Source organism: Streptomyces sp. NPDC047841 (genome assembly GCF_040704085.1).
In the GTDB taxonomy this organism is placed as follows: domain Bacteria; phylum Actinomycetota; class Actinomycetes; order Streptomycetales; family Streptomycetaceae; genus Streptomyces; species Streptomyces argyrophylli.
This window is the reverse complement of the sequence record NZ_JBEYRP010000036.1, coordinates 1-24,372: the sequence shown is the minus strand read 5'-3', so window position 1 is coordinate 24,372 and position 24,372 is coordinate 1. Positions and strand designations below refer to the sequence as shown.

Sequence of the window (24,372 nt, the reverse complement as noted above, 5' to 3'; positions counted from 1 at the left end):
GCCTGGATCTCGATCGACCAGGTGCGCGGGCCGGTTTCAGACGAAATTGCCCACAGCGACGTTCTCTCGCCGACGGGACGTTGCCGTACCGAACGTACCGGCTGATCATGAGGGTGCGGGCAGGCACGGGCGGGGAGGGATGCCGTGGGCTTGGGCACGGAGGGTCGCCGGGGTGCGGAACGGGGTGGCTGGGACGACAGGGAGCCCGGGAAAGGGCTGCGGAGATCGGCGGACGTGCTCCACTGGGGCGGCGGGGCCTGCTTCGTCGTCGGGTGGCTCGCGCTCTGCGTGCGGATGGCCATGCCCCGTGTGTGGGAGGGGCCGTGGTGGCAGGCCACCGCCCTGATCGGTGCAGGGGGAGCGGCAGCCGCCGGAGCTCACGCGATCGAACGGCGCATCCGGCGGGTCAAGCGCTTCCACGCCTACCGGGAGATGCTGGAGAACCCAGTCCCGCACCCGGCCGAGACGGGTGCGGACCCCAGTGTCTTCCGGCTGCTGTCGCCGCTGCACAGCCCCGTACCCTTCCGCGACCGGGCCGACGAGCTGGCCCGGCTGCGGCACTGGTGCGAGGACGAGACCGATCCGCACCCGATCATGCTGCTCGCCGGTGACCACGGTGTCGGCAGATCACGGCTGGCGCTGGAACTCGTGCGGGCGCTCGGCGATTCGTGGACCGCCGGGCGGTTGCTGCGCGGCCCCAGGCAACTGTTCACGGCGTTACGTGACCGGGCCAGGCCCGCGCTGGTCGTGGTGGACGATGCCGACCTGCGCTCCGACGTCGACAGCCATCTGCACTCGCTGGTCCGCGCGGACGTCGTCCCGCTGCTGCTGGAGTTCGGTGCGCGTCGGCACGACACGACGACGCCGGTGCGCCTGCTGTTCGTCGTCCGGCACGCCGAACGCTTCCGTGCCGTGGTCGGCGAGGAACTGGACTACTCCCGAGGCGACCCCGACGTGCTCCGCCTCCTCGCCAACGCGCCCGTCATGAATCTCGCGCCACCGGTGCTCGACCAGGACGTCCTGGCCGAGCGCCACGCGGAGGCATTGGCCGCCTTCACCGCGGCCCTCCCGGACACCGCGGGCACCGAGCGGGCGGACGACACCGAAGCGGCTCACGCCGGTTCCTCCCCGGGCACCGTCCCCGTCCGGTCCGAGCGGACTCCCCTCCAGACCCCCCTCGATCTGCACGCCCAGGCCCTCGTCACCGCTCTGACCGGTGAGCCGGTGCCCGCAGTCCCCCGGCGCTTCGAGGAAGTCGCCGGCATCCTCTTCGAACGGGAGCGCCGGCGCTGGCGGCGCAGCGCCGCGTCGTTCACCGGACCGGGCGTTCCCGCACTGCCCCGGCTGCTCGACCACCCTGGCCTGCCCGAACGCGTCATGCTGGCCCTGCGGTTGATCGGTCATCGGGAGTACGTCGCCGCCGCACACGCCCTCGAACGGCTCCCCGAGTTCGCGGGGCTGGAGGAGGAACGGGTCCGATCCGCGGCGTTCGCCTGGGTGACCTGGGCGCTCGCGCTGCACGGCGGGACGCACCCGGCCACTCGCATGGCGGAACCCTGGATCGGACCGGAGACCTTCACGCACTGGTTCCTGACAGCACGGCTGCACGCCGAGCCGGAACTGTTCGACCAGCTACGGCCGGGACTGAACGCACGCCGGTCCGAGCACTTGGCGGCCGTGCTCTGCCGGGCCTGCGAGGACTTCCCCGCGGCGGGCGAGATCCTGCAACGGTACGTCGCGAGCCACCCGTCGGCACACGGCTACGACGCCGTGCGCGGCGCCAGGATGCTCGCCCGTCCCGAGCAGGTGGACCCCTGGATCGCCGAGGGTCTGCGCAAGCTGGAGCCTGGGTCCCGCCCCGCCCTCAGCGCCCCGGTGTCCCGCGACTTGTACAACCTGGCGCGGCAGGCCCTGCCCGAGGTGGTGCCACGGGCCCACGCCGTGCTGATCCGCGCGTACCAGCGCACCCGCCGGGCCCAGGACAAGCAGGAGCGACAGCGCTGGAGGGAACTGCGGCGCCGGGGGCGCGGTTCGCGCACCTGACCGCGCTGCGGCCGTGCCGTCCGCCGGCCCCACAGCATCTGCGGGTCCGCCAGTTGTCGCCGGCCATGACGTGGATGACACTCACGTGGAGGCGTGAGACCGGAGGACGGTTACCGGCGGCGGTGTGAGGCCGGTGGCAGTTGTGGTGGCGCGAGGCCCACTGGATGAGGGCGCGCTCGAACACCGCGGCGCGGTAGTTCGCGCCGTTGTCGGTGACCACCCGCACGACCCGGTGGATGCCGTGGGCGGCGAAGAACGCGTGGGCCCGGCTGACGAACGCCACAGCGGTGGCGGTCTTCTCGTCGGCAAGCGGCTCGGTATAGGCAAGGCGGGGAATTCCGTCGACGGCAGAGTCCAGGCAGACGTACCCGCCCTTGCCCCCACCGGTTTTTGCGCGCTGTGCGGCCCTGGCCTGCTCGGAGCCGCGTCCGTGGGCCCGCCACCCGCCGCCGTGGGGGATACGCCCGACCTTCTTGACGTCCAGGTGCAGCATGTGGCCCGGGTAGCGGGCCACGATCCGTTTCGGACGCCTGTTGGTCGAGCCATCGGGGTCGAGGAAGCGGCGCTGGTTGATGCCCAGGCGCGCCGGTCACCGGCCTACGGTGCGCTCGCTGATCCGCACGCCTTGGCTCGCGAGTTCAAGGGTTGTCCGGCGGGCAGACCACTTGTCGACCCGCCGCAGTTGCTCGATCCGTTCGACGACGTCGGGCGGGATCCGGGTCGGTGAAGACCGCGGGATGCTCGGACGGTCCCGCAGCCCGACTTCGCCGTGCGTGTCGTACCGGTTCTTCCACTTGGACAGACAGGCGCGGGAGACACCGGCCTCGGCGGCGACGTGCGCGTTCGGACGGTGCGGCAGCGCTCCGCAAGCCGCCGGCGTCCCTCGATGTCCAAGGGCGCGTTCGCATGTGTCACAGCAGCGCCCCGGTGCTCCGGCCGGCCGTGATGACGGTGAGGAGGGGGAATGCGATGAGCAGCGCGACCGCGACGAGGAGCCCGCTTGTCCAGAGCGGTCCGAGGACCCCGGCTTTGGTGCCGAGCGTGGCTGCAGCGACGACGGGGCCGACGGCGGCGCCCACGTTCAGCGCCGCCGTCGCATACGAGCCGGCCATCGTGGGGGCTCCCGCGGCCTCGTAGAGGACCCGTGTGATCAGCGTGCTGCCCAGCGCGAACGACAGCGCACCCTGCACGAACACGAGGGTGAACAGGGCGGCCGGCCAACTGGTCAGCACCGCCAGAGTCGGCCAGCCGATGAGCAGCAACGGACCGGCGACCGCGATGACCGGGCCGGGACTTCGGTCGGACAGCCGTCCGGCGACGGTGACCCCCACGAAGGAACCGGCACCGAAGAGCACCAGGGCGACAGAGATCCACAATTCGCCCAGCCCGGCGCTGTCGGTCACCACGGGGGCAAGGAAGGTGAGGCTGCCGAAGGTTGCCGCGTTCACCAGCGCGCCGAGCAGCATCACCAGGAGCAACCGCGGCCGGGCGAGGTGAGCGAGCTCCGCTCGCAACGCCGGCCTGCCGGTTGCCTCGTCCTTGTCACGTCCTGCGGGGATGCCTTTCAGGATGCCGAGAGCGGCAGGCAGGCAGAGAGCGGCGACTGCCCAGAAGGTGGCCCGCCAGCCGAGAGTCGTGCCGAGCACTGACCCGCCAGGGACACCCACGATCGTGGCCACTGTCGTGCCCGACAGCAGGACGGCCAGCGCGCGTCCCTTCCTGTCGGGTGAGACCAGCGTGGCCGCAGCCGTCAGAGCGACGGCGAGGAACCCCGCGTTCGCGACTGCGGCGACGACCCGGGTAGCGAACATGATGCGGAAGCTCGCGGTGACGGCACCCAAGGCGTGAGCTGCCGCGAAAACGAGGACGAACCAGAGCAGGGCCGGGCGCCTGGGCCAGTTGCGGGCAAGCGCGGCCACCAGGGGGGCGCCGACGATCATGCCGATCGCGAAGGCCGGGGTGAGCACGCCCGCTGTCCCGACGGTGACGTCGAAATCCGAGGCGATGTCCGGCAAGAGGCCGGCGAGCATGAACTCCGAGGTGCCCATGGCGAAGACCGCCATGGCAAGCAGGTACAGCGGGAGAGGCATCGAGTGGCTCCGAGGTGAGGAGAGGCACGAGAAGGTCATCTCGTCACCGCGGCCAGCCCCGATCGCACACTCGTCCCGCCGCGGAAAGCGGCGCGACGACAGGGTTACGAGCTCAGTGGTTCATGGGGCTGACGGCGTGACCGAAAGCCCCCACCTTGTCTGACTCAGGACTCGACATGGCCCGCACGCTACCCGACCGATGCCCGTCGAAGCATCCTGCTTCCCAGGCATCGGCCTGCGTCACCAACGTCCTGTCCCGCAACAGCCAGTGGCACTGCGAGGAGGCGGCGCGGGACAAGTTCCGTCGCTGGCTCGGCGAGTACGGGGAGTGTGCCCGGCGCCCACCTCACCCTCATAGGCGAAGAGGCCGCCCAGCCGCCGGCCATCTGGCCCGAGCAGCCGTAGACCGGGAGTGGGCTGTTCGGCGGCCGGCACGGCGCACCGACACGGCCACGACAAAGGCCCCGGCCAGCGGCCGGGGCCGCACCGTGTGAGAGCGTCATGGTGGCCGTCGCGACAGTGCCGTGGACATCGACGGCCTCGATGCGGCGGGTGCGGGTCGGTTCGTCCGGGGCCGGCTGGCCATGGAACAAGGCGCAGTACTCCTCCAGGTGCCAGGAGACGAATGCACCGTCTCGGATGCCTTCGATGTGGGCGGTTGGAAGGAACGCGTTGCGGAAGTGGGCGGGGTCGCCGGTGGCGTGTCCGCGCATGTAGGCGCGAAGCGGTTCGAGCACGGTGTCCGCCACGGCGGGGACCGTGGCAGCGACGGCGATGTCGGCCTCGGGCGTCGAGGGGGTGTCGATCAGGCCCGTCGCGCTGCGCAGGGGGATGCCCGACGCGTCGGCCAGCAAAGCCATGTCCTTCGCCAGCGCGCCGATCGTGAATTCGGCCGTCCCAGCGGTTGGTTCGCCGCGTAGGTACCGGCGCTTGCGGGCCACGAACGCGCCGAGCTGGCCGAGTTCCAAAATGTCCAGTACCTCGGTACGGGCAAGGCCGAGAGCGTCGGCTTGCCGTAGTGAGTCACGCAGCGCCAGGACGGTCCCGGCGAGGCTGTTGTTGGCGATCAGCTTGAGCGCGGCGGCTGTGGCGGCGTCGTCCGCGCGCCGGACGGTGCCCAGCGTTTCCAGAACCGGCCGGACTCGGTCGAATGCGTCCTGTTCGGCAGCGGCGAGGATCTGCAGGGTTCCGCTGACGGCAGCGGGCACCGAGCCGAGAAGGGGCGCGTGGACGTAAGCCGGTCCCCATCGCAGAGCCAGCCGCGATGCTTCGGCGGGGGAGATGGTGCCGGTGTTGAGAACGATCGTGTCACTTCGCAGCGAGTCACCGACGTCGTCGAGGACGCGCTGGCAGGCCGGGCCGTCGAACAGTGACAGGAGTACGAGGTCTGCCTGGGCGACGGCCTCCTTCGGGTCCACGGTCGTCCTGACGGTGCCCGAGCCGCGGCCTGAGCGTGTCCAGCCGACGACGTCCCAGTCTCGGGCAGCCAGTCGCGTCGCTATCGCGCGGCCCATGTGCCCCAGGCCGAGGACGGCGATCAAGTGCGGTGTGGTCATGCGCCCCACAGTGATGCACGCCAGTTCATGCGACAAGCGCAGGTTACGCATGCCTGCCATGCTGAGCGCGCATACCGACTGACATACTGCGGCCATGGATCTGACTGTGTGGCGGGCGTTCGTGACCGTGTGCCGGGCCGGGTCGCTGTCGGCGGCGGCAGCCGAGCTCAATCACACGCAGTCGGCCGTCTCCCGGCAGATCGCCGGACTGGAGCGAAGCCTCGGCGTGTCCTTGGTGGAGCGCCATGCACGTGGTGTGCGCCCGACGCCGGCCGGCGAGGCGTTCCGGCGGCATGCCCTCGCCACGCTCAACGAGGCCGACCGCGCCGTCCGCGCGGTACAAGCCATTCGCGACGGGGTGGGTGGTCGGCCCCTGGCCATCGGAGCGACGCCGTCTCTGGCCGCGGGAATCGTCCCTGAGGCCGTCCGAGCCCTGCTGGAGCGGGCCGGATCCATCCACTGGAGCCTGCTCCCCGCTGTGAGCGCACAACTGCACAGCCGCGTGGTCGCCGGCGATCTCGACATCGCCGTTGTCACCGACGCCCCGCCGGGGCTGACGGTTGGCCCGACGGTGGACCGTAGGTTCCTCGGGCTGGACGAGATGGTCGTCGTACTGCCCTCCGACCATCCGCAGGCCGGACAGGGCAAGGTGCACATCCAGGCACTGGCCGACCAGACCTGGGTCGAGGACAACGACGGCTCGGCGACGCTTCTGCGCCAGCACGCCGCCCGCGCCGGAGTGAGCGCACGCATCGACCTCACCGCGGCCGATCTGCCCGGCAAGCTGGCCCTGGTCGCTACCGGGCACGCCATCGCGCTCATCCCCCGAGTGCTGACGCGCGCCCTGAGGGCCGATGTCACCACAGTCACCCTCGTGAATCCCCCGACCCGCGGCATCTACACGATCACACCGCGCCGCGACCCCCACCCCTGCTCAGCACCCCTGCGCGACCTGCTCGCCGCAGCCATCGACGCGACCCGCCCGGCCCCAGCCGCTCACCGATCCGGTGCGACGGACGGCCATGCCGGTGCGCCGATGCTTCACCATGACATCAGTGACTCGTGAGCCGGAACCGGTGCGGGGGGAGGGGGAAGCATTGAAGAGGCGGACCGAGTGCCGCGAGCCGCGCGCCTCGCCCGCGGGTGTGCTGACCATGGCCGGCCAGGAGGCGACATTTCGCGCACGCGGCCCGGAGAGGGACGTGCGCAGGCCGGCAACGGTACCTAGGCTGGAGAGCGCAGGTCTGTGACCCAGCCTGGAACGAGTGACGCAGGGCCCGGTCCGCCGCGGCCAGGCCGCGACGGGCGGCGACCGGTGCGGGCAGGCGCGCCGTCGAGGGTCGGGGATGGACCGAGGGTGGTTCTGAACCATGAGCGATGTACATCAGCTCGAACGCAGCCCGGTGAACCTGGACGGCGGCACCGTGCTCGCGGCGTGGGAACGGTTCGTGCAGGGCGAGGACCAGGACCCGGATGTCCGGCCCCTGGTGGCGATCTCCTGGCATCGCTGCCGAGAGCAATACCGGGTCGATCCTTACCTCACAGAGGCTCCGGTGGCCGTCGCGGAGCTCGACCATACGCCGGAGCGCGATGTCGTACTCGCCGAGCTGGGATTCCGCGCTGCGTCCCTGGCGCGTGAAGTGGGCAGCCTCGGTGGCGTCGTCACTGTCACCGACGCCACTGGCCGGATCTTGGCCGAGTGGGGTGACCAAGCCACGCTCGCCAGAGCCGGCGACCCCAATCTGGCGCCCTGGTTCTGCTGGTCCGAGTGCGCGGTCGGCACGAACGGCATAGGCACGGCGCTCGAGGCGCACGGCCCGGTGACGATCAGGGGTGCGGAGCACTGGTGCCAGGTGCTCCACGACTGGGCCGGCGCGGGCATCGCGGTGCGCGACGTGGTGACCAGAGAACCGATCGCGGTGCTGAACGTCTGCTGCTGGCGCAGCCGGCTCCCCGCGTCCACGGAAAGCTGGCTGGCGAACGCGGCCACCATGACTCAGTGCCCCCTGAAGAGGCGCGCCCGGGACAGCGGTGCCGAGTTGGTCGCGGCCTACACCCGGGCCAGAGCACAGTCCGGTGCGGCACTCGCCGCGGTCGACACCGCGGGCAAGGTGGTGATCGCCGACGACATGGCAAGCGCGGTCCTTGGCGTTCCGGCATGCACCCCGGCGGTCGACCCCACGCTGCGATGGAACCCCGGGCTGCCCGAACTGATCACTGCCGCTCGATATGCCACCGGACAGGCGATCAGCAATCCCGACTGGGTCGGCTCGACACAGATCTTCGCCCACCTTGCCGACGAACCGACATCGATCAGCATCCGGCCCGTCTTCTCGTCCGGACGTCTGATCGGGAACCTGGTCTCCTTCGGCGCCACCGACGGGGCGGAGCTGCCCCAGGCGGAGCGGGTCGTGCACCTTCGGGCCCGGCCGCGCCGACTGGTCGCGACGCGGGACCACCGGATGGTGCTGCTGCGGCTGCCGGAGGTCTCCTTCGCCGAATCGCACGGGAACGACGTCTGGCTCTCCACCGACCAGGGGCGATTGCGAGCCACCTCACTGAGTCTGGACAAACTCGAAGGTGAGCTGGCGGGTGCCGGCTTCCTGCGGGTCCACCGCCGGTATGTGGTCAATCTCAGCCGCGTCAGGGAGATAGAGCGCGGGCTCAAGGGCGAGCTGTCCTTGGTCATGGACGACAGGGCCGCCATGGTGCCGGTTTCCCGGCGGCACGCGCCGGCCGTGCGTCATGCGCTGGGCATCTGAGTGCTCCGGCCCGACCTCTGTTCCCGGAAGGAAGAGTCCCGTGTCTGACAGTCCGGACGTCGTTGACGGCGAGACGAACGCTGGGGGCGAGACGAACGCTGGGGGCGCGGGCGGCCTCGGCCTCTCCGCCCCTGCCGGGCACCGCGGCCACGCGACGGGGGGCGCGAGCAACCGCGACTGGTGGCCGGACCAGCTCAACCTGGGGATTCTCCGGAAGCGTCCCGCAATGGCCGACCCCATGGGCGAGGACTTCGACTATGCCGCGGAGTTCCGGACGCTCGACCTCGACGCTCTGGCGCGGGACGTCGACGAGGTGCTCACGACGTCGCAGGAGTGGTGGCCGGCCGACTTCGGCCACTACGGGCCGCTCGTGATCCGGATGGTGTGGCACAGCGCAGGTACGTACCGCGTCCACGACGGCCGTGGCGGCGCCGGCGCCGGCATGCAGCGATTCGCGCCGCTGAACAGCTGGCCGGACAACCGCAACCTCGACAAGGCGCGCCGGCTGCTCTGGCCGGTGAAGAAGAAGTACGGCCGCAAGATCTCCTGGGCCGACCTGATGATCTTCGCGGGCAACCGCGCCCTGGAGACGATGGGCCTCACGACCTTCGGCTTCGCGGGCGGCCGGGCGGACGTCTGGGCGCCCGACGAGGACGTCTACTGGGGTCCCGAGCACGCCTGGCTCGGCGACGAACGTCACGGCGGCGTCCGGGAACTGGAGAGCCCTCTGGCCGCCGACCAGATGGGCCTCATCTACGTCAATCCGGAGGGCCCGAACACCGTCCCGGACCCGCTCACCGCGGCCCGGGACATCCGTGAGACGTTCCGGCGCATGGGGATGAACGACGAGGAGACCGTCGCGCTGATCGCGGGCGGTCACACGTTCGGCAAGACCCACGGCGCGGCCGACCCGGTCGCCTGCCTCGGCCCCGAACCCGAGGGCGCGCCCCTGGAGGAGCAGGGATTGGGCTGGAAGAGCGGCTACGGCACCGGAAAGGGCAAGGACACCGTCTCCAGCGGGCTTGAGGGCACGTGGACACCTACCCCGACGAGATGGGACAACAGCTTCTTCGAGACCCTGTTCGGCTACGAGTGGGACCTGGAGCTGAGCCCCGCCGGTCTGTGGCAGTGGACCCCGAGAGACGGCGGCGGGGCCGGCACCGTGCCGGACGCCCACGATCCGTCGACGACACACGCCCCGACGATCCTGACGACGGACCTCGCGCTCCGGTCGGACCCCGTCTACGCGTCGATCTCGCGACGGTTCCTGGAGAACCCCGACCAGCTCGCGGATGCGTTCGCCCGGGTCTGGTTCAAGCTGACGCACCTCGACATGGGCCCGGTCCAGCGCTACCTCGGACCGCTGGTTCCCCGGGAAACGCTGCTGTGGCAGGACCCGGTCCCGGCCGTGGACCACGTGCTCGTCGAGGCGGCGGACGTCGCCGCGCTCAAGAGCCAGGTCCTCGCCTCCGGGCTGTCCGTCTCCCAGCTCGTCTCGACCGCGTGGGCGTCGGCCTCGACGTTCCGCGTCAGCGACAAGCGGGGCGGGGCGAACGGCGCGCGCATCCGCCTGGATCCGCAGCGGGGCTGGGAGGTCAACGACCCCGGAACGCTGGCACGAGTGCTGCGCACGCTGGAGGAGATCCAGGAGTCGTTCAACAGTTCCCAGACGGGGAGCAAGAAGATCTCGCTGGCCGACCTCATCGTGCTCGGCGGAGCCGCCGCCGTCGAGCAGGCCGCCAGGACCGCCGGCCACGACGTCCGGGTCCCCTTCAGTGCGGGACGCACGGACGCCACGCGGGAGTGGACCGATGTGGACTCCTTCGCCGCGCTCGAACCGACCGCGGACGGGTTCCGCAACTACCGTGGCAAGGACAACCGGCTGCCGTCGGAGCGCCTGCTGGTCGACCGTGCGAACCTGCTGGACCTGACCGTGCCCGAGATGACCGTCCTCGTGGGTGGCCTGCGGGTGCTGGGCGCCAACCACCAGCAGTCGCCGCTGGGTGTCTTCACCTCGACGCCCGGGTCGCTGACCAACGACTTCTTCGTGAATCTGCTCGACACGGGCACGGAATGGCAGCCGACCTCCGCGCGTGCGGAAATCTTCGAGGGGCGCGACCGCGCCACCGGCGAGGTCAAGTGGACCGGTAGCCGCGTCGACCTCGTGTTCGGCTCGAACTCCGAGCTGCGGGCCGTCGCGGAGGTCTACGCGAGCGACGACGCTCGGGAGAAGTTCGTGCAGGACTTCGTCGCGGCGTGGGCCAAGGTCATGAACCTCGATCGGTACGACCTCGTCCGACCGACGCGCCGCGGTGCGGCTCGGCCGGTCTCAACGGTGGCACATCGGTGACGAACGGCGGAAGGTCGCGGACGAACGGCGTGATTCGGCCCGAACCAGGACGTACCTTGTCGGTGTGATCCGTCCGGCGTAGCGTGTTTCCCGACTCCAGTTTTCACATCCTTTCTGCTGTTATTCATTCGGCGTGGCGCGCTCCTCGAGTACCGATTACAGCCGGGCAGCGGGCGACGCGAAGAAGGAAATACAGGGAATCGGATGAGGGGAGAGAAACCCCGATGACGACGACCGCGCACGAGCGGGCCGACCTGCTGGACAAGCTCGGGTTGGCCACACAGAACAAAGCAGCGCTGGGTCAAGTGCTGGGAACCGGAAGCATCGGGCAGGCAACCGAGGGACCGGACGGCCGCATGAAGGCCACCATTCGCATCCACCCGGATGAGCTGACCTGGGATCCTTCCATTCTGGTCATGCCCCACGGAGGCGATATCGAGTTGGAGCTCGTCAACGACGACAAGAACACGCACTGCGCACTTCTGCCGAGCAATGGCGACAGGAAGTTCATCTGGCTGGTGAACCATTCGCACGGGCATGCGCACCTCAACCTCGACGGTCCGGGCTACTACTGGTTCGGCTCGCCCACGGGCAATGACGAGGGCCGGGGGCTGACCGGGTCCATAGTGGTCCTGGGAGACGCTCCGCCGGAGGCCCGCCTCGACCGTCCCGAACAGCCGCGGCCGTAGGCAGAAGCAGGAGGTGGAGGAAATGACCGTCGACTACGCCGACTACGTCGACGCGGGTGAGGCCGTCGACCAGGGAACCCTGAATTACAAGACCCCGGGCGGAGACGTCGCGCCGCCGGTAGTGGCCGGTGTCGACTACGAGCGCATACTCAACGCCCGCCAGGAACCCCAGAACTGGCTCACCTACTACGGCGCCTACAACGGGCAACGCTACAGCCCGCTGGACCAGATCAACACGGACAACGTCAAGCGCATGGTCCCCGCCTGGGTCTTCCAGGCCGGCACGACCGGACTGATCGCGGGCGCGTCGACCTACTCGTTCGAGGCCGCCCCGATCGTCGTCGACGGGGTCATGTTCCTCTCCGGCTGGGACGGCTGGGTCTGGGCCCTCGACGCCAAGACGGGCGTGGAGATCTGGCGGTACAAGCACGCGGTCCCCTTCGACGTGTCCTTGTGCTGCGGGAACGTGAACCGCGGGGTCGCCGTGGCCCAGGGGAAGGTCTTCTTCGTCACGGCGAACGCTCGTGTGCTCGCGCTGGACGCCACCACCGGCAAACGGGTCTGGGACAAGACCTACGGGGACGTCCGGGCCGGGGAGAGTGCCACGCTCGCCCCTCTCGTCGTGAAGAACATGGTCATCGTCGGAAGTTCCGGTGGCGAGTTCGGCGTACGCGGCCACCTCGACGCGTTCGATCTCGAAACCGGCGAGCACCAGTGGCGCTCCTACACAGTGCCCAAGCCCGGGGAGCCCGGCTCGGAGACCTGGCCCGCCGACGGCGAGGCCTGGGCACGGGGCGGGGCGAACTGCTGGATCACCGGCACCTTCGACCCGGAGACGAACCTGCTGTACGTGGGCACCGGCAACCCGGCGCCCGACTTCGACGGAGAGGTCCGCCAGGGCGACAACCTCTTCACCGACAGCATCATCGCCGTGGACGTCGACAGCGGTCAGATCCGCTGGCACTACCAGTGCACCCCGCACGACGTGTGGGACTACGACAGCATCGGCGAGTGCATCCTGTTCGAGCAGGACGGACGCAAACTGCTCGGGCACTTCGACAAGAACGGCTACTTCTTCGTCCTCGACCGTACGAACGGCGCGAGGGTCGGGATCACTCCCTTCGTCGACCGCATCACATGGGGGGCGATCACGAGGGACGGCCAGGTGACGGCCAAGGTGTACCCGGACAAGGAGGGAGAACCGGTCCACTTCTACCCCGGTCCGGCCGGTGCCAAGGAATGGACCCACGCGGCCTACAGTCCGAAGACCGGACTCTTCTACGTCCCGGTCCAGGACACCGGGGCCACGGCCACCCGTCGGCGGCGGGAGTTCAAGGAGAGCATTCCGTACTGGGGTGCGGGCGTTCAGGTGGACATCGCGGACATGGCGGGGTCCATCAGCGCGTTCGACACCACCGGCGAGGAGAAGTGGCGCTGGCGCAACGACCTCCCGATGTGCGCTTCGACGCTGGCCACCGGCGGCGACCTGGTGTTCGCCGGTGAGCCCTCCGGGGAGTTCAACGCACTCGACGCCCGCACCGGGGAGCTGCTGTGGCAGTTCCAGTGCGGAAGCGGCCACCACAGCAGCCCGACCACCTACATGGTCGACGGCAGGCAGTACGTGGCCGTGCCCGTCGGCTGGGGCGGCTGGGCCGAGGGATTCCTCCCCGGCATGCTCGGCGCGGGGCACGGAAGCGCCCTGATCGTTTTCGCCCTTCCGGAACCGTCGTAGCGCGTGACCGGAGCCTGCCGTGATTCCGGCGGAGAGGAGGTGAATCCATGGAGTCTCAGCTCGCTGTGTGGGAGACGCCCGATTTCGACGAGATCGCAGTCGCGGCCGAGGTGACCATGTACCTTGCCCGGTTGGAGGACTAGCGGACGTGGGGCGGCACCGGACCCGGTCCGGCGTCGCCCGACGGCGCGGGAGGCCACGGACGGCCGGCACGACCATGAAATCGTGCGGCCCGGTCCGGCCGGCAAGACGGCGCTAGGAGACGGGCCGCCCCTCCCGTCGACGGCCCGGACGGAAGCCTGGGCGGCTCCCTTCGCCGGGTGGGGGGCGGACGATCCTCGTGCACACGAACAACGCCGACCCGATCCGGAGGACACGCCCGAGCGGCGTCCTCTGGAGGAGCGGCATCGAAGCGGCAATGGACGGCCTTGAGGTCCAGGAAGAGCCGTGATGACGACAACCCTCACAACCGGCGCCGACGGTTTCGTCGAGACGTTGCGGGCCCACTCGCGGCGATACCACGACCAGCACCCGTTCCACGTCCGGATGAACGCCGGCCGGCTGAGCCGTCGGCAGATCCGGGGCTGGGTGGCCAACCGCTTCTACTACCAGGAGAACATCCCCCGCAAGGACGCCGCGATCCTTTCCAACTGCCCCGACGTGGAGGTTCGCCGCCGCTGGATCCGACGGATCGTCGAGCACGATGGCACCGCCGCGGGCGAGGGCGGCATCGAGGCGTGGCTGCGCCTAGCCGAGGCCGCCGGGCTGACCCGTGAGGAGGTCCGGGACCACCGGCACCTGGTACCGGGGGTGCGGTTCGCCGTCGACGCCTACGTGCACTTCGCCCGGACCCGCCCGTGGGTGGAGGCGGTGGCGTCCTCGCTCACCGAGCTGTTCGCGCCCGACCTGATGGCGGCGCGGCTGGCCGCGTTCGAGCGGTGGTATCCGTGGATCGCCCCCGAGGGCCTCGCCTACTTCCGCGCCCGCCTGGAGCAGGCCCCCCGCGACTGCGAGCACGCCCTGGAGGTGGTCACCGGGCACTGCCTCTCCGCCGAGTCCCAGGCGCGCGCCGTCGACGCGCTGTCGTTCAAGTGCGATGTCCTGTGGAGCCTCATGGACGCCATCGACCAGGCCTACCCGGAGTGACCACCATGGACCCGACCCGTACCGAAGCGACCCACAGCAGCGGCACGACCCGGCCCGGCGCCGGGGTGTCCGGCATGGACCGGCCCCGGCTGGCCGCCCATGTCCGGCTCACCTTCTGCCGGACCAGGCAGCGCATGGTCCTGCTGCACCCCGAGACGGTCGTGGTGCTGAACGGCAGCGGCGCGGCCATCCTGGAGCTGTGCGACGGGCGGCACACCGTGGCCGAGATCGTGGCCGAACTGGGCGCGCGCTATCAGACCGTCCCCGAGGACGACGTCCGGCGGTTCCTGGCCCGGCTCGTCGCCCGGCGCTGGCTGGAGCTCACCGATGGATAGCCCCTTCGGGCTGCTCGCCGAGCTGACCTACCGCTGCCCGCTGGCCTGCCCCTACTGCTCCAACCCGCTGAACCTGGCCGGCTACCGGGACGAGCTGACCACCGACGAGTGGCTGCGGGTGCTGACCGAGGCCGAGGACCTGGGGGTCTTGCAGTGCCACCTGTCCGGCGGGGAACCGCTGCTGCGGCGCGACCTGGTGGAGCTCGTGACGCACGCCCATACCCTTGGCCTCTACACCAACCTCATCACCAGCGCGCTCGGTCTCTCGCGTCCGAGGGCCGAGCAGTTGCGGGCCGCCGGTCTGGATCACGTACAGATCAGCATCCAGGCCGACGAACCGGCCGTGTCCGACCGGATCGCCGGGATCCCGTCCTTCCGGCGCAAGATCGAGGCGATGGGTGTGGTCAAGGAGCTGGGCTGGCCGCTCACGGTGAACGTGGTGCTGCACCGGCACAACATCGACCGCGTCGCCGACGTGCTCGCTCTGGCCGAGGAGGTGGGCGCGGACCGGGTGGAGCTGGCCAACACCCAGTACTACGGCTGGGCCTGGCGGAACCGTGCCGCACTGCTGCCGAGCCGGGCCCAGCTCGAAGCGGCCGAGGCCGTCGTACGGGCCGCCGGCGAGCGGTTGCGGGACCATATGGACATCATCTACGTCATCCCGGACTACTACAGCCGCTATCCGAAGCCTTGCATGGGCGGTTGGGCCTCCCGGCAGCTGACCGTGACGCCGAACGGCGACGTCCTGCCCTGCCCGGCCGCCCAGTCCCTGCCGTTGCCGCGGGCCAGTGTGCGGGAGGACCCGCTGGAGCGGATCTGGGCCGAGGCCCCCGTGATGACCGCGTTCCGCGGGACCGACTGGATGCCGGAACCCTGCCGGAGCTGCCCCCGGCGGGAGGTGGACTTCGGCGGGTGCCGCTGCCAGGCGTTCCTGCTCACCGGCGACGCCGCCCGCACTGACCCGGTCTGTTACCTGTCGCCCGACCACCACCTGGTCGCCCGGGCGGTCGAGGCCGCCAACGCCGACTCGCGGGACGACGACCTTCCGCTGGTCCCCCGCCCGCACCGACCGGGTCTGCCGCCTGTCGCCCGGTGACGTCCTTCTGCTGCTCCTCGGCTCGCAGGCCGGCCCGCGAGCCGAGGAGCGGGTCAGTCGCCGAACCACAACGGCAGCGTCGCTGCGGCGATGATCAGGGCGACCCCGCTCATCAGGTCCGAGCGGATCCGGACGAGACGCGCCGCGGCCCGCCCGAGTTGCAGCCCGATCAGTGACAACACCGCCGTCATGCCGCCGAAGACGGCGGCCGAGAACCACGGTGAGAACCCGAGCACCCCCAGGCTCGCCCCGGCGAGCAAGTTGTCCAGGCTCAGCGTCAACGGGATGCCGAACAACGCCCACGGGTGGTCCAACTCGTCCGGCTCAGGGTTCCGCAGGGACGAGACGACGAGGTAGAGACCGTACCCGCCGAGCGCAGCCGCGCCCAGCACACCGGCGAGGTTTCCGACGGACTCCGCGATCCGGTGACCGATCGATATCCCGACCAGGGGCATGATCGCGTCCCACAGCCCGAAGGTCAGCGCCACCTGCACCGCGCGTTTCAAACCGAACGGGACCGTGCCGAGCGCGATCGATACTCGGAGATTGTCGAGGCTGAGCAAGAAACCCAGGCCTATTGTTTCCCAGATCATGGCGACGCGGCTGTCCGATGACGGCGGGCGTCGACGAAAACGACTCTGCCGGGACCAACATTCCCCATAATTCTAAAGAATATCTCAGATGCTGCGCGAAATAAACTTGGGAAAGCCGACGTCCGGATGATTTTCATTGAGCGCCAGTGCCATTCAACGCGCTATGGTGCCGTCCTTCGGACCGGCGAGGTAGACATCGCCCGGCGCCGCTCGGCCGACAGCGCAGCAGGCCGTGGCGCGGCCTTGCCGCCGGCCTCGGCTGCCGTGTCACTCACCACCTTGCTCGACGTCCAGATGGATCGGCCCCCGGAGAACGGGGCTGGGCCGGTACGGCGGCGGATCGGCGACCAGCCTGGGGTGGTCGAGTCGGCGTACCAGCTCGGTCAGCGCGATCTGGGTTTCCCGCCGGGCCAGCGCGGCGCCGAAACAGGAGTGGATGCCGCTGCCGAATCCAAGGTGCTGGTTGTCACGCCGATCCGGGTCGAAGCGGTCGGGTTCGTGGAAGCGCTTCGGATCGCGGCTGCCAGCGGCCAGCATGAGCATGATCTGCGAGCCTTCGGGGATGACGGTGTCGGCTACGGCGATGTCGCTGTAGGCCGCCCGCCAGGGAATGATGTGCACGGGTGGCTCGTAGCGCAGTAGTTCCTCGACCAGTGGTGCGACGAGGTCGGGTTGGTGGCGCAGTCGTTGCAGCACCTGCGGGTGGCGCAGCAGCGTCAGCATGCCGTTGGTGATGAGGTTGACGATCGTCTCGTGGCCGGCGATGAGCAGCAGTTTGGCGGTGGCGGCGACTTCTTCGTCGGTCATCCGGCCGTCGGGCCCGTCATCGTTGGCGAGCCGGGCCAGCAGACCGTCGCCGGGCCGGCCGTGCCGCTGTTCCACCAGCCCGCCGAGGTGCCGGCGCAGGTCCTTGCGCGCCTGTACGCCCTTGTCGAGCCTTTCCTTCGGGTCGGTCTCGGGGTCGTAGTCGACCGAGTTCATGATGTCGCTCACCCAGCGGTGGAACCGAGGTTCGTCCTCACGGGGAACGCCGAGCAGGTGGCAGGTCACCGTCACGGGCAACGGGCAGGCGAAATCGTCGACGACGTCGATCCGCTCCTTGCCCGCGAAATCGTCGATCAGGCTGTTGACGGTGGCGGTCAGGTCGCTTTCCATTCCGGCCACCAGCCCAGGTGTGTGCGGGGGGCCGAAGTGGCGCATCGCCATACGCCGCAGGCGATCGTGCTCGGGCGGGTCCTTCTTGATGAACGCCGTCGTGACGCCTTCCTCGAGTGCGGGCATCGGACGCGACAGATTGCGCACGTCGGAGCTCAGGCGCGGGTCATGCAGCAGGTCGGTGATCTCGCGATAGGTGCTGATGACGTAGCTGCCGTCCTCCTGCACCGCCACCGGGGTCTCGCGCAACTCGGTATACAGCGGGTACGGGTCGGCCCGGGCGGAGTAGTCGAAGATCCGTCGCACGATGCCGGGCGTCTCGGTCGTGGTCATCCGGCCCTGCCTTTCACCGATGCTGGTCTACGGCCGTTACGCGGTGCTCACCCGGGTCCGGCCGGTGACGACGGCGGTGGCGCCCCGAGCGAGCAGGCTGGGGCCGGGAAGGCCGACGGGTACTGGTCGTGCGTCCGTTGGCTGGTCCGGAGTCGGACAGCGTGGCGGGAAAGGCGCGGCCGCCTCGATCAACCGCCGGTAGTGGTGCAGCCACTTGGCGTTGTCGAAGCTCACGGCAGCCGTGACGCGGCCCCGATAGCCGTATGCGGCGACGAACCGGTGGTCGTCCACCGATCCCTGGGTGACGACCACCTCGTCGGCGAAGGTCGGCACGCCGACGGACTTGATGTTGACGCCGAACTGGATCGACCAGAACACCGGGATCGAAAGATACGGCCGGCGGTCCGCCTCGGCGCTGACCATGTTGTGTGCCGCGACCTCGGCCTGCTCCACGGCGTTGGCCCAGTGCTCCAGTGAGATGAGCCGGTGTTCGTAGAGGGGGTGCGGGCAACGTGCCACGTCTCCCGCGGCGAAGACGTCGTCGGTGGCTCGGCCACTGGCATCGAGGGCGCGGCAGCCCGTGTCGCAGGCGACTCCCCACACGCCCACCGCCAGTCCCGACCCTCGTAGCCACTCGGTGTTGCGGATGCTGCCGAGTGCCACTACCGCCACATCGGCGTCGACCGTACTGCCGTCGTCGAAGTGAGCACGGCGGAACCGCCCCCGCGCGTCGCCCTCGAGCCGGGTGACCTTGACACCGCACCGCAGGTCGACGCCATGAGTGCGCTGCAAGTCCGCCGCAACCTCACCGATCACGGCACCCAGCGCCCCGGCCAGCGGCGCCGCTGCGTGTTCGGCGACCGTCACCGGCAGTTCCCGCTCTCGGCAGACGGAGGCGATCTCCGAGCCGGTGAATCCTGCCCCGATGATCAGAACGCGGGAAGGCCTGGCGGCGAGGGCTCGATGCAGGCTCTCGGCATGCTCGCGCGTACGCACCACGAACACCCCGTCCAGAGCCGCCTCGGACTCGACGAACCACGGCCGGGCCCGTACCCCGGTAGCGATCAGTACCCGGTCGAAGGGAACGTCGCGTTCGTCGGCGAGTCGTACGTGGTTCGTCGCGAGGTCCAGCCCGCTGGCGGGCACGCCCAGCAGCCACTCCGCATCGACGTCGCGACGGCGGGGCAACGTGGTGCCCCCGGCCGGCACCCACCCGGTCAGTACCTGCTTGGACAGGGGAGGCCGGTCGTAGGGCTCACCCAGCTCGTCACCGATCATGGTCAACGACCCTGTGAAACCCTCGGCGCGCAGGGCCTCCGCAGCCCGCAGTCCCGCCAGTGACGCCCCGACGACCACGATGCGGCCATCGCGCTTGAACTTCCGCAGAGTGCCGGCACTGGTCACGGCGCCGACGCCTCCACCGGGGCGTTCCGTCCTTCCAGCCGGTCGACCACAATCGCTTGGACCGGACAGGCCGCCGCGGCGCGTAGCACCAGGTCGCGCTGGGCGTCGTCGGGGTTCGGGTCGTACATCAGCGCCTCCTCACCGTGCATCCGGAACGCCTCCGGAGCCAGGAAGACGCACTGTGCGTACCCTTCGCATCGGGAAAGATCAACGACAACTCTCATCCCGGTCTCCACGGGGGAGTGCGAACTCCAGACCCTCGAACCGGCGCCGCTCCGGCCCGAGACAAGCCTCCAAGGGCTATGCGGTCGCCGCCTACCCCTGCGAAGCGCGAGGGGCGCCGAGCTCATCGAAAACATCTACAAAGCTCATGTTAGGTCTCAAAACACGCAAAGAGAGGGCGGCCTGCCGGCTGGTGTCGAAGAACGGACCGTTGGAGCCCGGCGGGACCGTTGGGCCCGGCGACATACGGCTGATCGGCGCAACCCGCCCGCGTCCCAGCCGCCGGGTTCCAGGACCCCCCCCGTACCTCGGCCCGCCTGCGGGCATGTCCGCCGCGGGCAGCGCCGAGTTGAACGCCGCATTCGTCGAAGGCACCATCACCCGCCTCACCGGCAGGGCGAAGCCCATCCCCGGACACCACACTCTGCGGCCCCAGCGCTGGGGGACGCCCTTCTGATGTGGGCGTGCCTCGGTTGACGTCCAGGCCGGCCGGGACGGGGGTCGGCGTGGCGCAGCACGGTGGAGAGGTGGAAGACCGGCTGGAAAACCGGCTCGCGGCCCACGGCGGGCGCCCCCGCCGCGCGGTCGGCGGCCGCGTTCGGTGATCGATTCCACGAAGGCGCCGATCTTCAGCAGGAGACGGCGGCCGCCGCGATCGGCATGCACCTGCGGGCCATGCGCCGCCACGCCCCCTCGCCTTGCTCGTCTTCGGCACCGCTCATACCCGGGCCGTCGTGGTGCCCTGGCCTCTCCGGGCGGGTACCCGGGCCGGCTCTCCCGGGCCGCCGTATGGTTGCGCTGGGGCGCACCCGAACCGGTTTACCGCCCTACTCTTCCCCGCCACAGCTGCTTGTGACGTCCCCTGCACAGCTACCCATCTCCTGATGGGCCACTGCGGTAGCTGTGTGTCAGCACATCGTGACACTCCACAGTTGGCAGGAACGGCAGATGTGATGGCAAAGACCCCACCCCACGGATCATCACCACCGCAACCATGTCCCAACACCTACATCACGAGTAGCCGCCGCCACACCGGGCCCACCGCGAAGGTCGGAAGCGCCCGGTCCAGGTGCGCTACGGCAACAAGAAGGCCGGAGTGCCCTACTGCATGGGGCGTCCATCACCGGCGCGAGGAGGGGCGATCAAGGTCCAACTCCGGTGGGACATCGACTACCGATCGTGGCAGGACTAGGGAGTCTGTTCGGCAAACAGTGCACTCCGGCACGTCGCAGAACACACGAGCCGTGAAGCACCGGCGCGGCAGTGGCCGGCACCTTGAAGCCCAGGCCTGGGGCAAGCATGCGGGCCACAAGGGTTCCACTGCCTACTGGCCTTGATGAGACAATGGGCTGCGGAACGACCGCCTGCGCTGGACGACGACACCGCGGGCTCAGATGCACATATTGGCGATATGCGGTCTCCCCCCACCCCGGGTCGGCTCATAGTGTGGTGCGCCCGGACGGTCCCGCCGCTCCCGGTCTTTCACGGCGGGCGTCAGACTTCTGCCGACAGGAGAGGGATCATGACATTGCGCAGCCGCGTCGCCCTGAGCGCGTCGGTGGTAGCACTCATCGGTGGCACCGTGGCCGTGGCACCCACGGCCACGGCTCAGTCCGAGGCCCCGGCAGGGGCCGCGTCCTGGAATCCGACCACCTCGCTCGGTGGTCCGATCAGGAAGTGCTACACGGCCGGCTGTGATGTGGTCGAACAGACCGACCCGGGCCAGCCGTTGGACTGGGACCACTACGCCGTCAACGGGTCCGGCAATCGCTGGTACTACGTCCGGTACGTCTTCGGCAACCGCTATCCCAAAACCGTCTACGGCTGGATCTACTGCGGCAACGTCACCGCCCCCTGCTAGAACTCCATCTCATTTGGCTCGGCAGACTTTCGGTCGTGGCCTCGATCGGCTTCACGCCGGCGAAGTACCACCTGCGGCGATGGTTACGTGACCGCGGCATCAGGCACCGCATCGCGCGCAAGGGCACCGGGTCCTTGACCCGTCTCGGCCGCCACCGCTGGACCGCCTGCGATACGGGGGTCGCGTTGGACGACTTCCACGTCGATGCCGAGGTGGGCGCCGTGCTCGACGCGGAAGGCACCCTGGACCGCCCGCACCACCTCCCACGGGTCCGTCGCCGGCCGCACCAGGGCGTCGCTTCGCTCTGTGGCGGGCCCCGCGGTGGCCGAGACGGCGCCGGAAAGCGCGGCCGCCGGCAGCGCGGGAGCGAAAGAGCTCCATGCGGTCCGCGTACACCTGCAGTTCCGCCGGACGCCCCAGCCGACCATGGTCACCTGCCGGTCGGTGGGTGGCCCGCCCGCACTCTCGAAGAGGTAGACGTCGTACGGGGCCTCATCGGCCAGGGCCTCGTAGACCTGCACCGCGGGTACGTGCGTCACCTCCTGCGAGATCACCTGGATGTGAATGGGTGAGTGGTCCGCGGCAGCTCTGCTTTCCAGCGAAGGTGTCGCGTCCTTCATGACCGTAGAGGCAACGGCGGTCGAGTCGGGCCGGGAACTTTCCCCCGGCCGGCTGCGGGGCGGGCTCCTCCGCGTACGGCCCGGTGTTCACAGCCGGTCGGTGCCGATGGGCAGGCCCAACAGGTGGCGGCCCGTGGTCTCGAAGGTGTCGGCGTTCACCTGGATGTGGGCGGTCACGGTGTGGGCGTCGCGGAACCTGCGCTGCAGCGGCGAGTCCTCGTAGATCGCCGTGCCGCCGCCGAGGCCGTACATCGCCGCCGTCACCTCTGCGGCGGTGCCGGCCGCGTGGCTGGCGGCGAGCCGCAGGGCCACCCGCAGGTCGGTGGAGACCGGCTCGGGTCGCTGGGCCGCTTCCCACGCCTCGGCCACCGCATGGAAGTACAGCAGGCGGGCGGCCCGCAGCGCGGCCTCGGCCTTGGCCACCGCGGTCTGTGCGGAACCCCGTTCGGCGAGCGTCTTGCGCGAGCCGGACGGGCGGCGGACGGCGGCCAGGGCCACGAGGTCGTCGATGGCTCCCCGGGCGTTGCCGAGGGCGGCCGCGGCGACCGACAAGGCGAAGAAGCCGAAGAGGGGAAAGCGGTGGAGCGCGACGGCGTCGGCGGGCGGCCCGTCGATCACCGAGCCCATGCGGTGGTCGGGTACGAACACGTCGGTAGCCACGACGTCGTGACTGCCGGTGCCGCGCAGGCCGCTGGTGCGCCAGGTGTCCAGGATCTTCAGCTCCTGGGTGGGCATGGCCACCACGCGCAGGACGGCGGCCGATCCGTCCGGTGTGTCCGGGTCGGCGAGGACACAGCCGGCCATCAGCCAGTCGGCGTGGGACACTCCGCTGCAAAAGGCCCAGCGACCGGAGACCCGCACACCGCCGTCCACCAGGTGTGCCGACGCGGTGGGTGCCCACACGCCCGCGGCCACCGAGCGTGGATCGCCGAAGACCTCGGAGGCGCCGGCGGCGGGTAGGTAGGCGCTGAGCAGGCTGGTGGTGGCCGAGATGGCGGCGCACCACCCCGCCGAGGCGTCGGCCCGCGCGATCGTCTCCACGGCGCCGAGTACCTGGTCCGGCGGCAACTCGGGGCCGCCGAGGGACGCCGGCACCCCGGCCCGCATCAGCCCACTGTCGACCAGCGCGGCGACGAGTTCCTCCGGGAGCGACCGGTGTTGCTCGGTGGTGGGAGCGAGGGAGCCGGCGAGGTCCGCGCAGCGCCGTACGGCGGAGTCAGGCAACTGATGCATCGTCAAGCTCCAATGTAAGTAGGTGTCTCGTAAGCAGGTGTCACGTCTTCGGGAAACATATCCGGGACCTGCCGGACGTCCCTGGGGGCGGCGGCCTGCCGTTCTGCGTCACGAAGGGCCAGGTGTTCCTCGCCACCGATCAGCAGCTTGAAACACGGACCCAGCCCGGGTCCGGCACCTCGGCCCACCGCAGGGGGTCGTCCTCGGGCACGGATCGGTGAGCCTGCACAGTTCAACTACCTGTCGATCGGGGCGAACTGGCGCGGATGGCTGTTGTGCCCGTCCCCACGTGGTGTGTACGGTCCGCGGACCCCGGATGGTTCACTCTCAATCCGCGATGCCGGCCCGCTCCAACTCACGTATGCCGCACAGCACTTGCACCGGGAGGATCGCCGTCCCGATCTCTGGCCGGAAGCAGCGATGAAGACACGGGGTCACACACACGACCTGCTGCGGAGCTCCGCTCGAAGCGAGAGAGCCCGGGCATCCGCCATGACCGCGACCAGCGCGTCCGTTGCGCGGTGTTCCGTTCCGCTACCGCTGGGCACCGGGCCGGGGACTCGGCACCGCCGGGAACCCGCGGCACCGGTCGTCGCAGAGCTGCCCGGCCTCGCCGTCGGCAGCACCACACAGCCGGTCCGCGGCAGCGGTACCTTCGTCGGCGGGCACGCAGAAGCGAACGGCGCCGCACTCGGCCGGACGACTCGAGTCGCGACATCACCGGCCGTCGCCGGCAGCGGGCAGCGTCACACGCACTCGGCCGTGGCCCGGCGAAGCGCCCCCGCCCCCGTTCACGCTGCCGCGCGGCCCCTGGTCACGCCACGACCGCACATGTCCGTAAGTTGCCACGATCCCTAAGGGCTGTCCCGTAAATGATCTATGACGCGACTGGTGACCTGGTGGTTTCTGCGTCACCCGGCCAGCGTGAGGTTGTGCAGGCGGGCGATGCCGAGCATGGCGTGGTGGACGCCGTCGCCTTTGAGGCGGCAGTCGCGGAGAATCTTCCAGTTCTTCATCCGGGCGAAGGCGTGCTCGACGCGGGCGCGGACCTTGCGGTGTGAGCGGTTGTGCTCTTCCTTCCAGTCCGGAAGTTCGCTCTGCCCGGGGTCGCGGCGGTGCGGGATGACCAGGCCGGTGCCGCGGTAGCCGCCG

At 70.0% G+C, this 24,372-nt stretch carries 18 protein-coding genes and 3 pseudogenes; 12 read left to right on the top strand and 9 right to left on the bottom strand.

Annotated elements, in window-relative coordinates:
• Positions 1–234 precede the first annotated feature (234 nt).
• Positions 235–2,043, top strand: a complete 1,809-nt coding sequence (locus AB0947_RS37605; RefSeq protein WP_366754881.1) for a hypothetical protein — start codon at positions 235–237, stop codon at positions 2,041–2,043.
• 64 nt (positions 2,044–2,107) lie between these two features.
• On the opposite strand, the pseudogene AB0947_RS37600 reads toward AB0947_RS37605, so the two are convergent.
• From AB0947_RS37600 to AB0947_RS37590, 3 genes and pseudogenes are all read right to left on the bottom strand, one after another.
• Positions 2,108–2,958 (bottom strand): annotated as a pseudogene (locus AB0947_RS37600) (helix-turn-helix domain-containing protein); the annotation flags it as partial.
• Positions 2,955–4,133, bottom strand: coding sequence for a Cmx/CmrA family chloramphenicol efflux MFS transporter (locus AB0947_RS37595; RefSeq protein ID WP_366754880.1), 1,179 nt, complete (start codon positions 4,131–4,133; stop codon positions 2,955–2,957). The gene AB0947_RS37595 and the pseudogene AB0947_RS37600, both read right to left, overlap by 4 nt.
• A gap of 485 nt (positions 4,134–4,618) precedes the next feature.
• Positions 4,619–5,689: pseudogene (locus AB0947_RS37590) on the bottom strand (nuclear transport factor 2 family protein); the annotation flags it as partial.
• Between the two features lie 94 nt (positions 5,690–5,783).
• On the opposite strand from AB0947_RS37590, the gene AB0947_RS37585 reads away from it, so the two are divergent.
• The 9 genes from AB0947_RS37585 to pqqE all read left to right on the top strand — a co-directional run bounded on the left by AB0947_RS37585 (position 5,784) and on the right by pqqE (position 15,799).
• Complete coding sequence (locus AB0947_RS37585; protein ID WP_366754879.1) at positions 5,784–6,755, top strand: LysR family transcriptional regulator; 972 nt, start codon at positions 5,784–5,786, stop codon at positions 6,753–6,755.
• Between the two features lie 304 nt (positions 6,756–7,059).
• Positions 7,060–8,451 (top strand): LytTR family transcriptional regulator DNA-binding domain-containing protein, encoded by a 1,392-nt coding sequence (locus AB0947_RS37580; protein ID WP_366754878.1) that lies wholly within the window; start codon positions 7,060–7,062, stop codon positions 8,449–8,451.
• A gap of 40 nt (positions 8,452–8,491) precedes the next feature.
• The gene (gene katG, locus AB0947_RS37575; RefSeq protein WP_366754877.1) at positions 8,492–10,801 is read left to right on the top strand and encodes a catalase/peroxidase HPI; all 2,310 of its coding nucleotides are present in this window, start codon (positions 8,492–8,494) and stop codon (positions 10,799–10,801) included.
• 224 nt (positions 10,802–11,025) lie between these two features.
• Complete coding sequence (locus AB0947_RS37570) at positions 11,026–11,490, top strand: MSMEG_3727 family PQQ-associated protein (protein ID WP_366754876.1); 465 nt, start codon at positions 11,026–11,028, stop codon at positions 11,488–11,490.
• Between the two features lie 22 nt (positions 11,491–11,512).
• Positions 11,513–13,222 (top strand): PQQ-dependent dehydrogenase, methanol/ethanol family, encoded by a 1,710-nt coding sequence (locus AB0947_RS37565; RefSeq protein WP_366754875.1) that lies wholly within the window; start codon positions 11,513–11,515, stop codon positions 13,220–13,222.
• Between the two features lie 47 nt (positions 13,223–13,269).
• The gene (gene pqqA / locus AB0947_RS37560) at positions 13,270–13,365 is read left to right on the top strand and encodes a pyrroloquinoline quinone precursor peptide PqqA (RefSeq protein ID WP_366754874.1); all 96 of its coding nucleotides are present in this window, start codon (positions 13,270–13,272) and stop codon (positions 13,363–13,365) included.
• A 304-nt stretch (positions 13,366–13,669) separates the two neighbouring features.
• Positions 13,670–14,368, top strand: a complete 699-nt coding sequence (pqqC, locus tag AB0947_RS37555; protein ID WP_366754873.1) for a pyrroloquinoline-quinone synthase PqqC — start codon at positions 13,670–13,672, stop codon at positions 14,366–14,368.
• Positions 14,369–14,373: 5 nt separating this feature from the next.
• Positions 14,374–14,703 carry a pyrroloquinoline quinone biosynthesis peptide chaperone PqqD gene (pqqD, locus tag AB0947_RS37550; protein WP_366754872.1) on the top strand — a complete coding sequence of 110 codons (330 nt, stop codon included), beginning with the start codon at positions 14,374–14,376 and terminating at the stop codon, positions 14,701–14,703.
• Positions 14,696–15,799, top strand: coding sequence for a pyrroloquinoline quinone biosynthesis protein PqqE (pqqE, locus tag AB0947_RS37545; protein ID WP_366754871.1), 1,104 nt, complete (start codon positions 14,696–14,698; stop codon positions 15,797–15,799). The genes pqqD and pqqE overlap by 8 nt, the downstream gene beginning before the upstream one ends.
• A 53-nt stretch (positions 15,800–15,852) precedes the next feature.
• Here the strand turns inward: pqqE and AB0947_RS37540 are convergent, their stop codons facing one another.
• The 4 genes from AB0947_RS37540 to AB0947_RS37525 form a co-directional block, all read right to left on the bottom strand.
• A complete protein-coding gene (locus tag AB0947_RS37540; protein WP_366754870.1) occupies positions 15,853–16,362 on the bottom strand; it encodes a manganese efflux pump in 510 nt (169 codons plus the stop codon).
• 297 nt (positions 16,363–16,659) lie between these two features.
• Positions 16,660–17,880: a cytochrome P450 gene (locus AB0947_RS37535; protein WP_366754869.1), complete on the bottom strand. Its 1,221-nt coding sequence runs from the start codon at positions 17,878–17,880 to the stop codon at positions 16,660–16,662.
• A 36-nt stretch (positions 17,881–17,916) separates the two neighbouring features.
• Complete coding sequence (locus AB0947_RS37530; RefSeq protein WP_366754868.1) at positions 17,917–19,284, bottom strand: FAD/NAD(P)-binding oxidoreductase; 1,368 nt, start codon at positions 19,282–19,284, stop codon at positions 17,917–17,919.
• Complete coding sequence (locus tag AB0947_RS37525; protein WP_366754917.1) at positions 19,281–19,508, bottom strand: ferredoxin; 228 nt, start codon at positions 19,506–19,508, stop codon at positions 19,281–19,283. The genes AB0947_RS37530 and AB0947_RS37525 overlap by 4 nt, the downstream gene beginning before the upstream one ends.
• 1,520 nt (positions 19,509–21,028) lie before the next feature.
• On the opposite strand from AB0947_RS37525, the gene AB0947_RS37520 reads away from it, so the two are divergent.
• Positions 21,029–21,367 (top strand): hypothetical protein, encoded by a 339-nt coding sequence (locus tag AB0947_RS37520; protein WP_366754867.1) that lies wholly within the window; start codon positions 21,029–21,031, stop codon positions 21,365–21,367.
• 68 nt (positions 21,368–21,435) lie between these two features.
• Positions 21,436–21,528, top strand: a pseudogene (locus AB0947_RS37515) (IS5/IS1182 family transposase); the annotation flags it as partial.
• Positions 21,529–22,074: 546 nt separating this feature from the next.
• Here the strand turns inward: AB0947_RS37515 and AB0947_RS37510 are convergent.
• On the bottom strand, positions 22,075–23,220 hold the full coding sequence (locus tag AB0947_RS37510; RefSeq protein ID WP_366754866.1) for an acyl-CoA dehydrogenase family protein: 1,146 nt from the start codon (positions 23,218–23,220) through the stop codon (positions 22,075–22,077).
• Between the two features lie 911 nt (positions 23,221–24,131).
• Positions 24,132–24,372 (bottom strand): transposase (locus AB0947_RS37505; protein WP_366754865.1); only part of this gene is annotated, 241 nt, incomplete at its 5' end.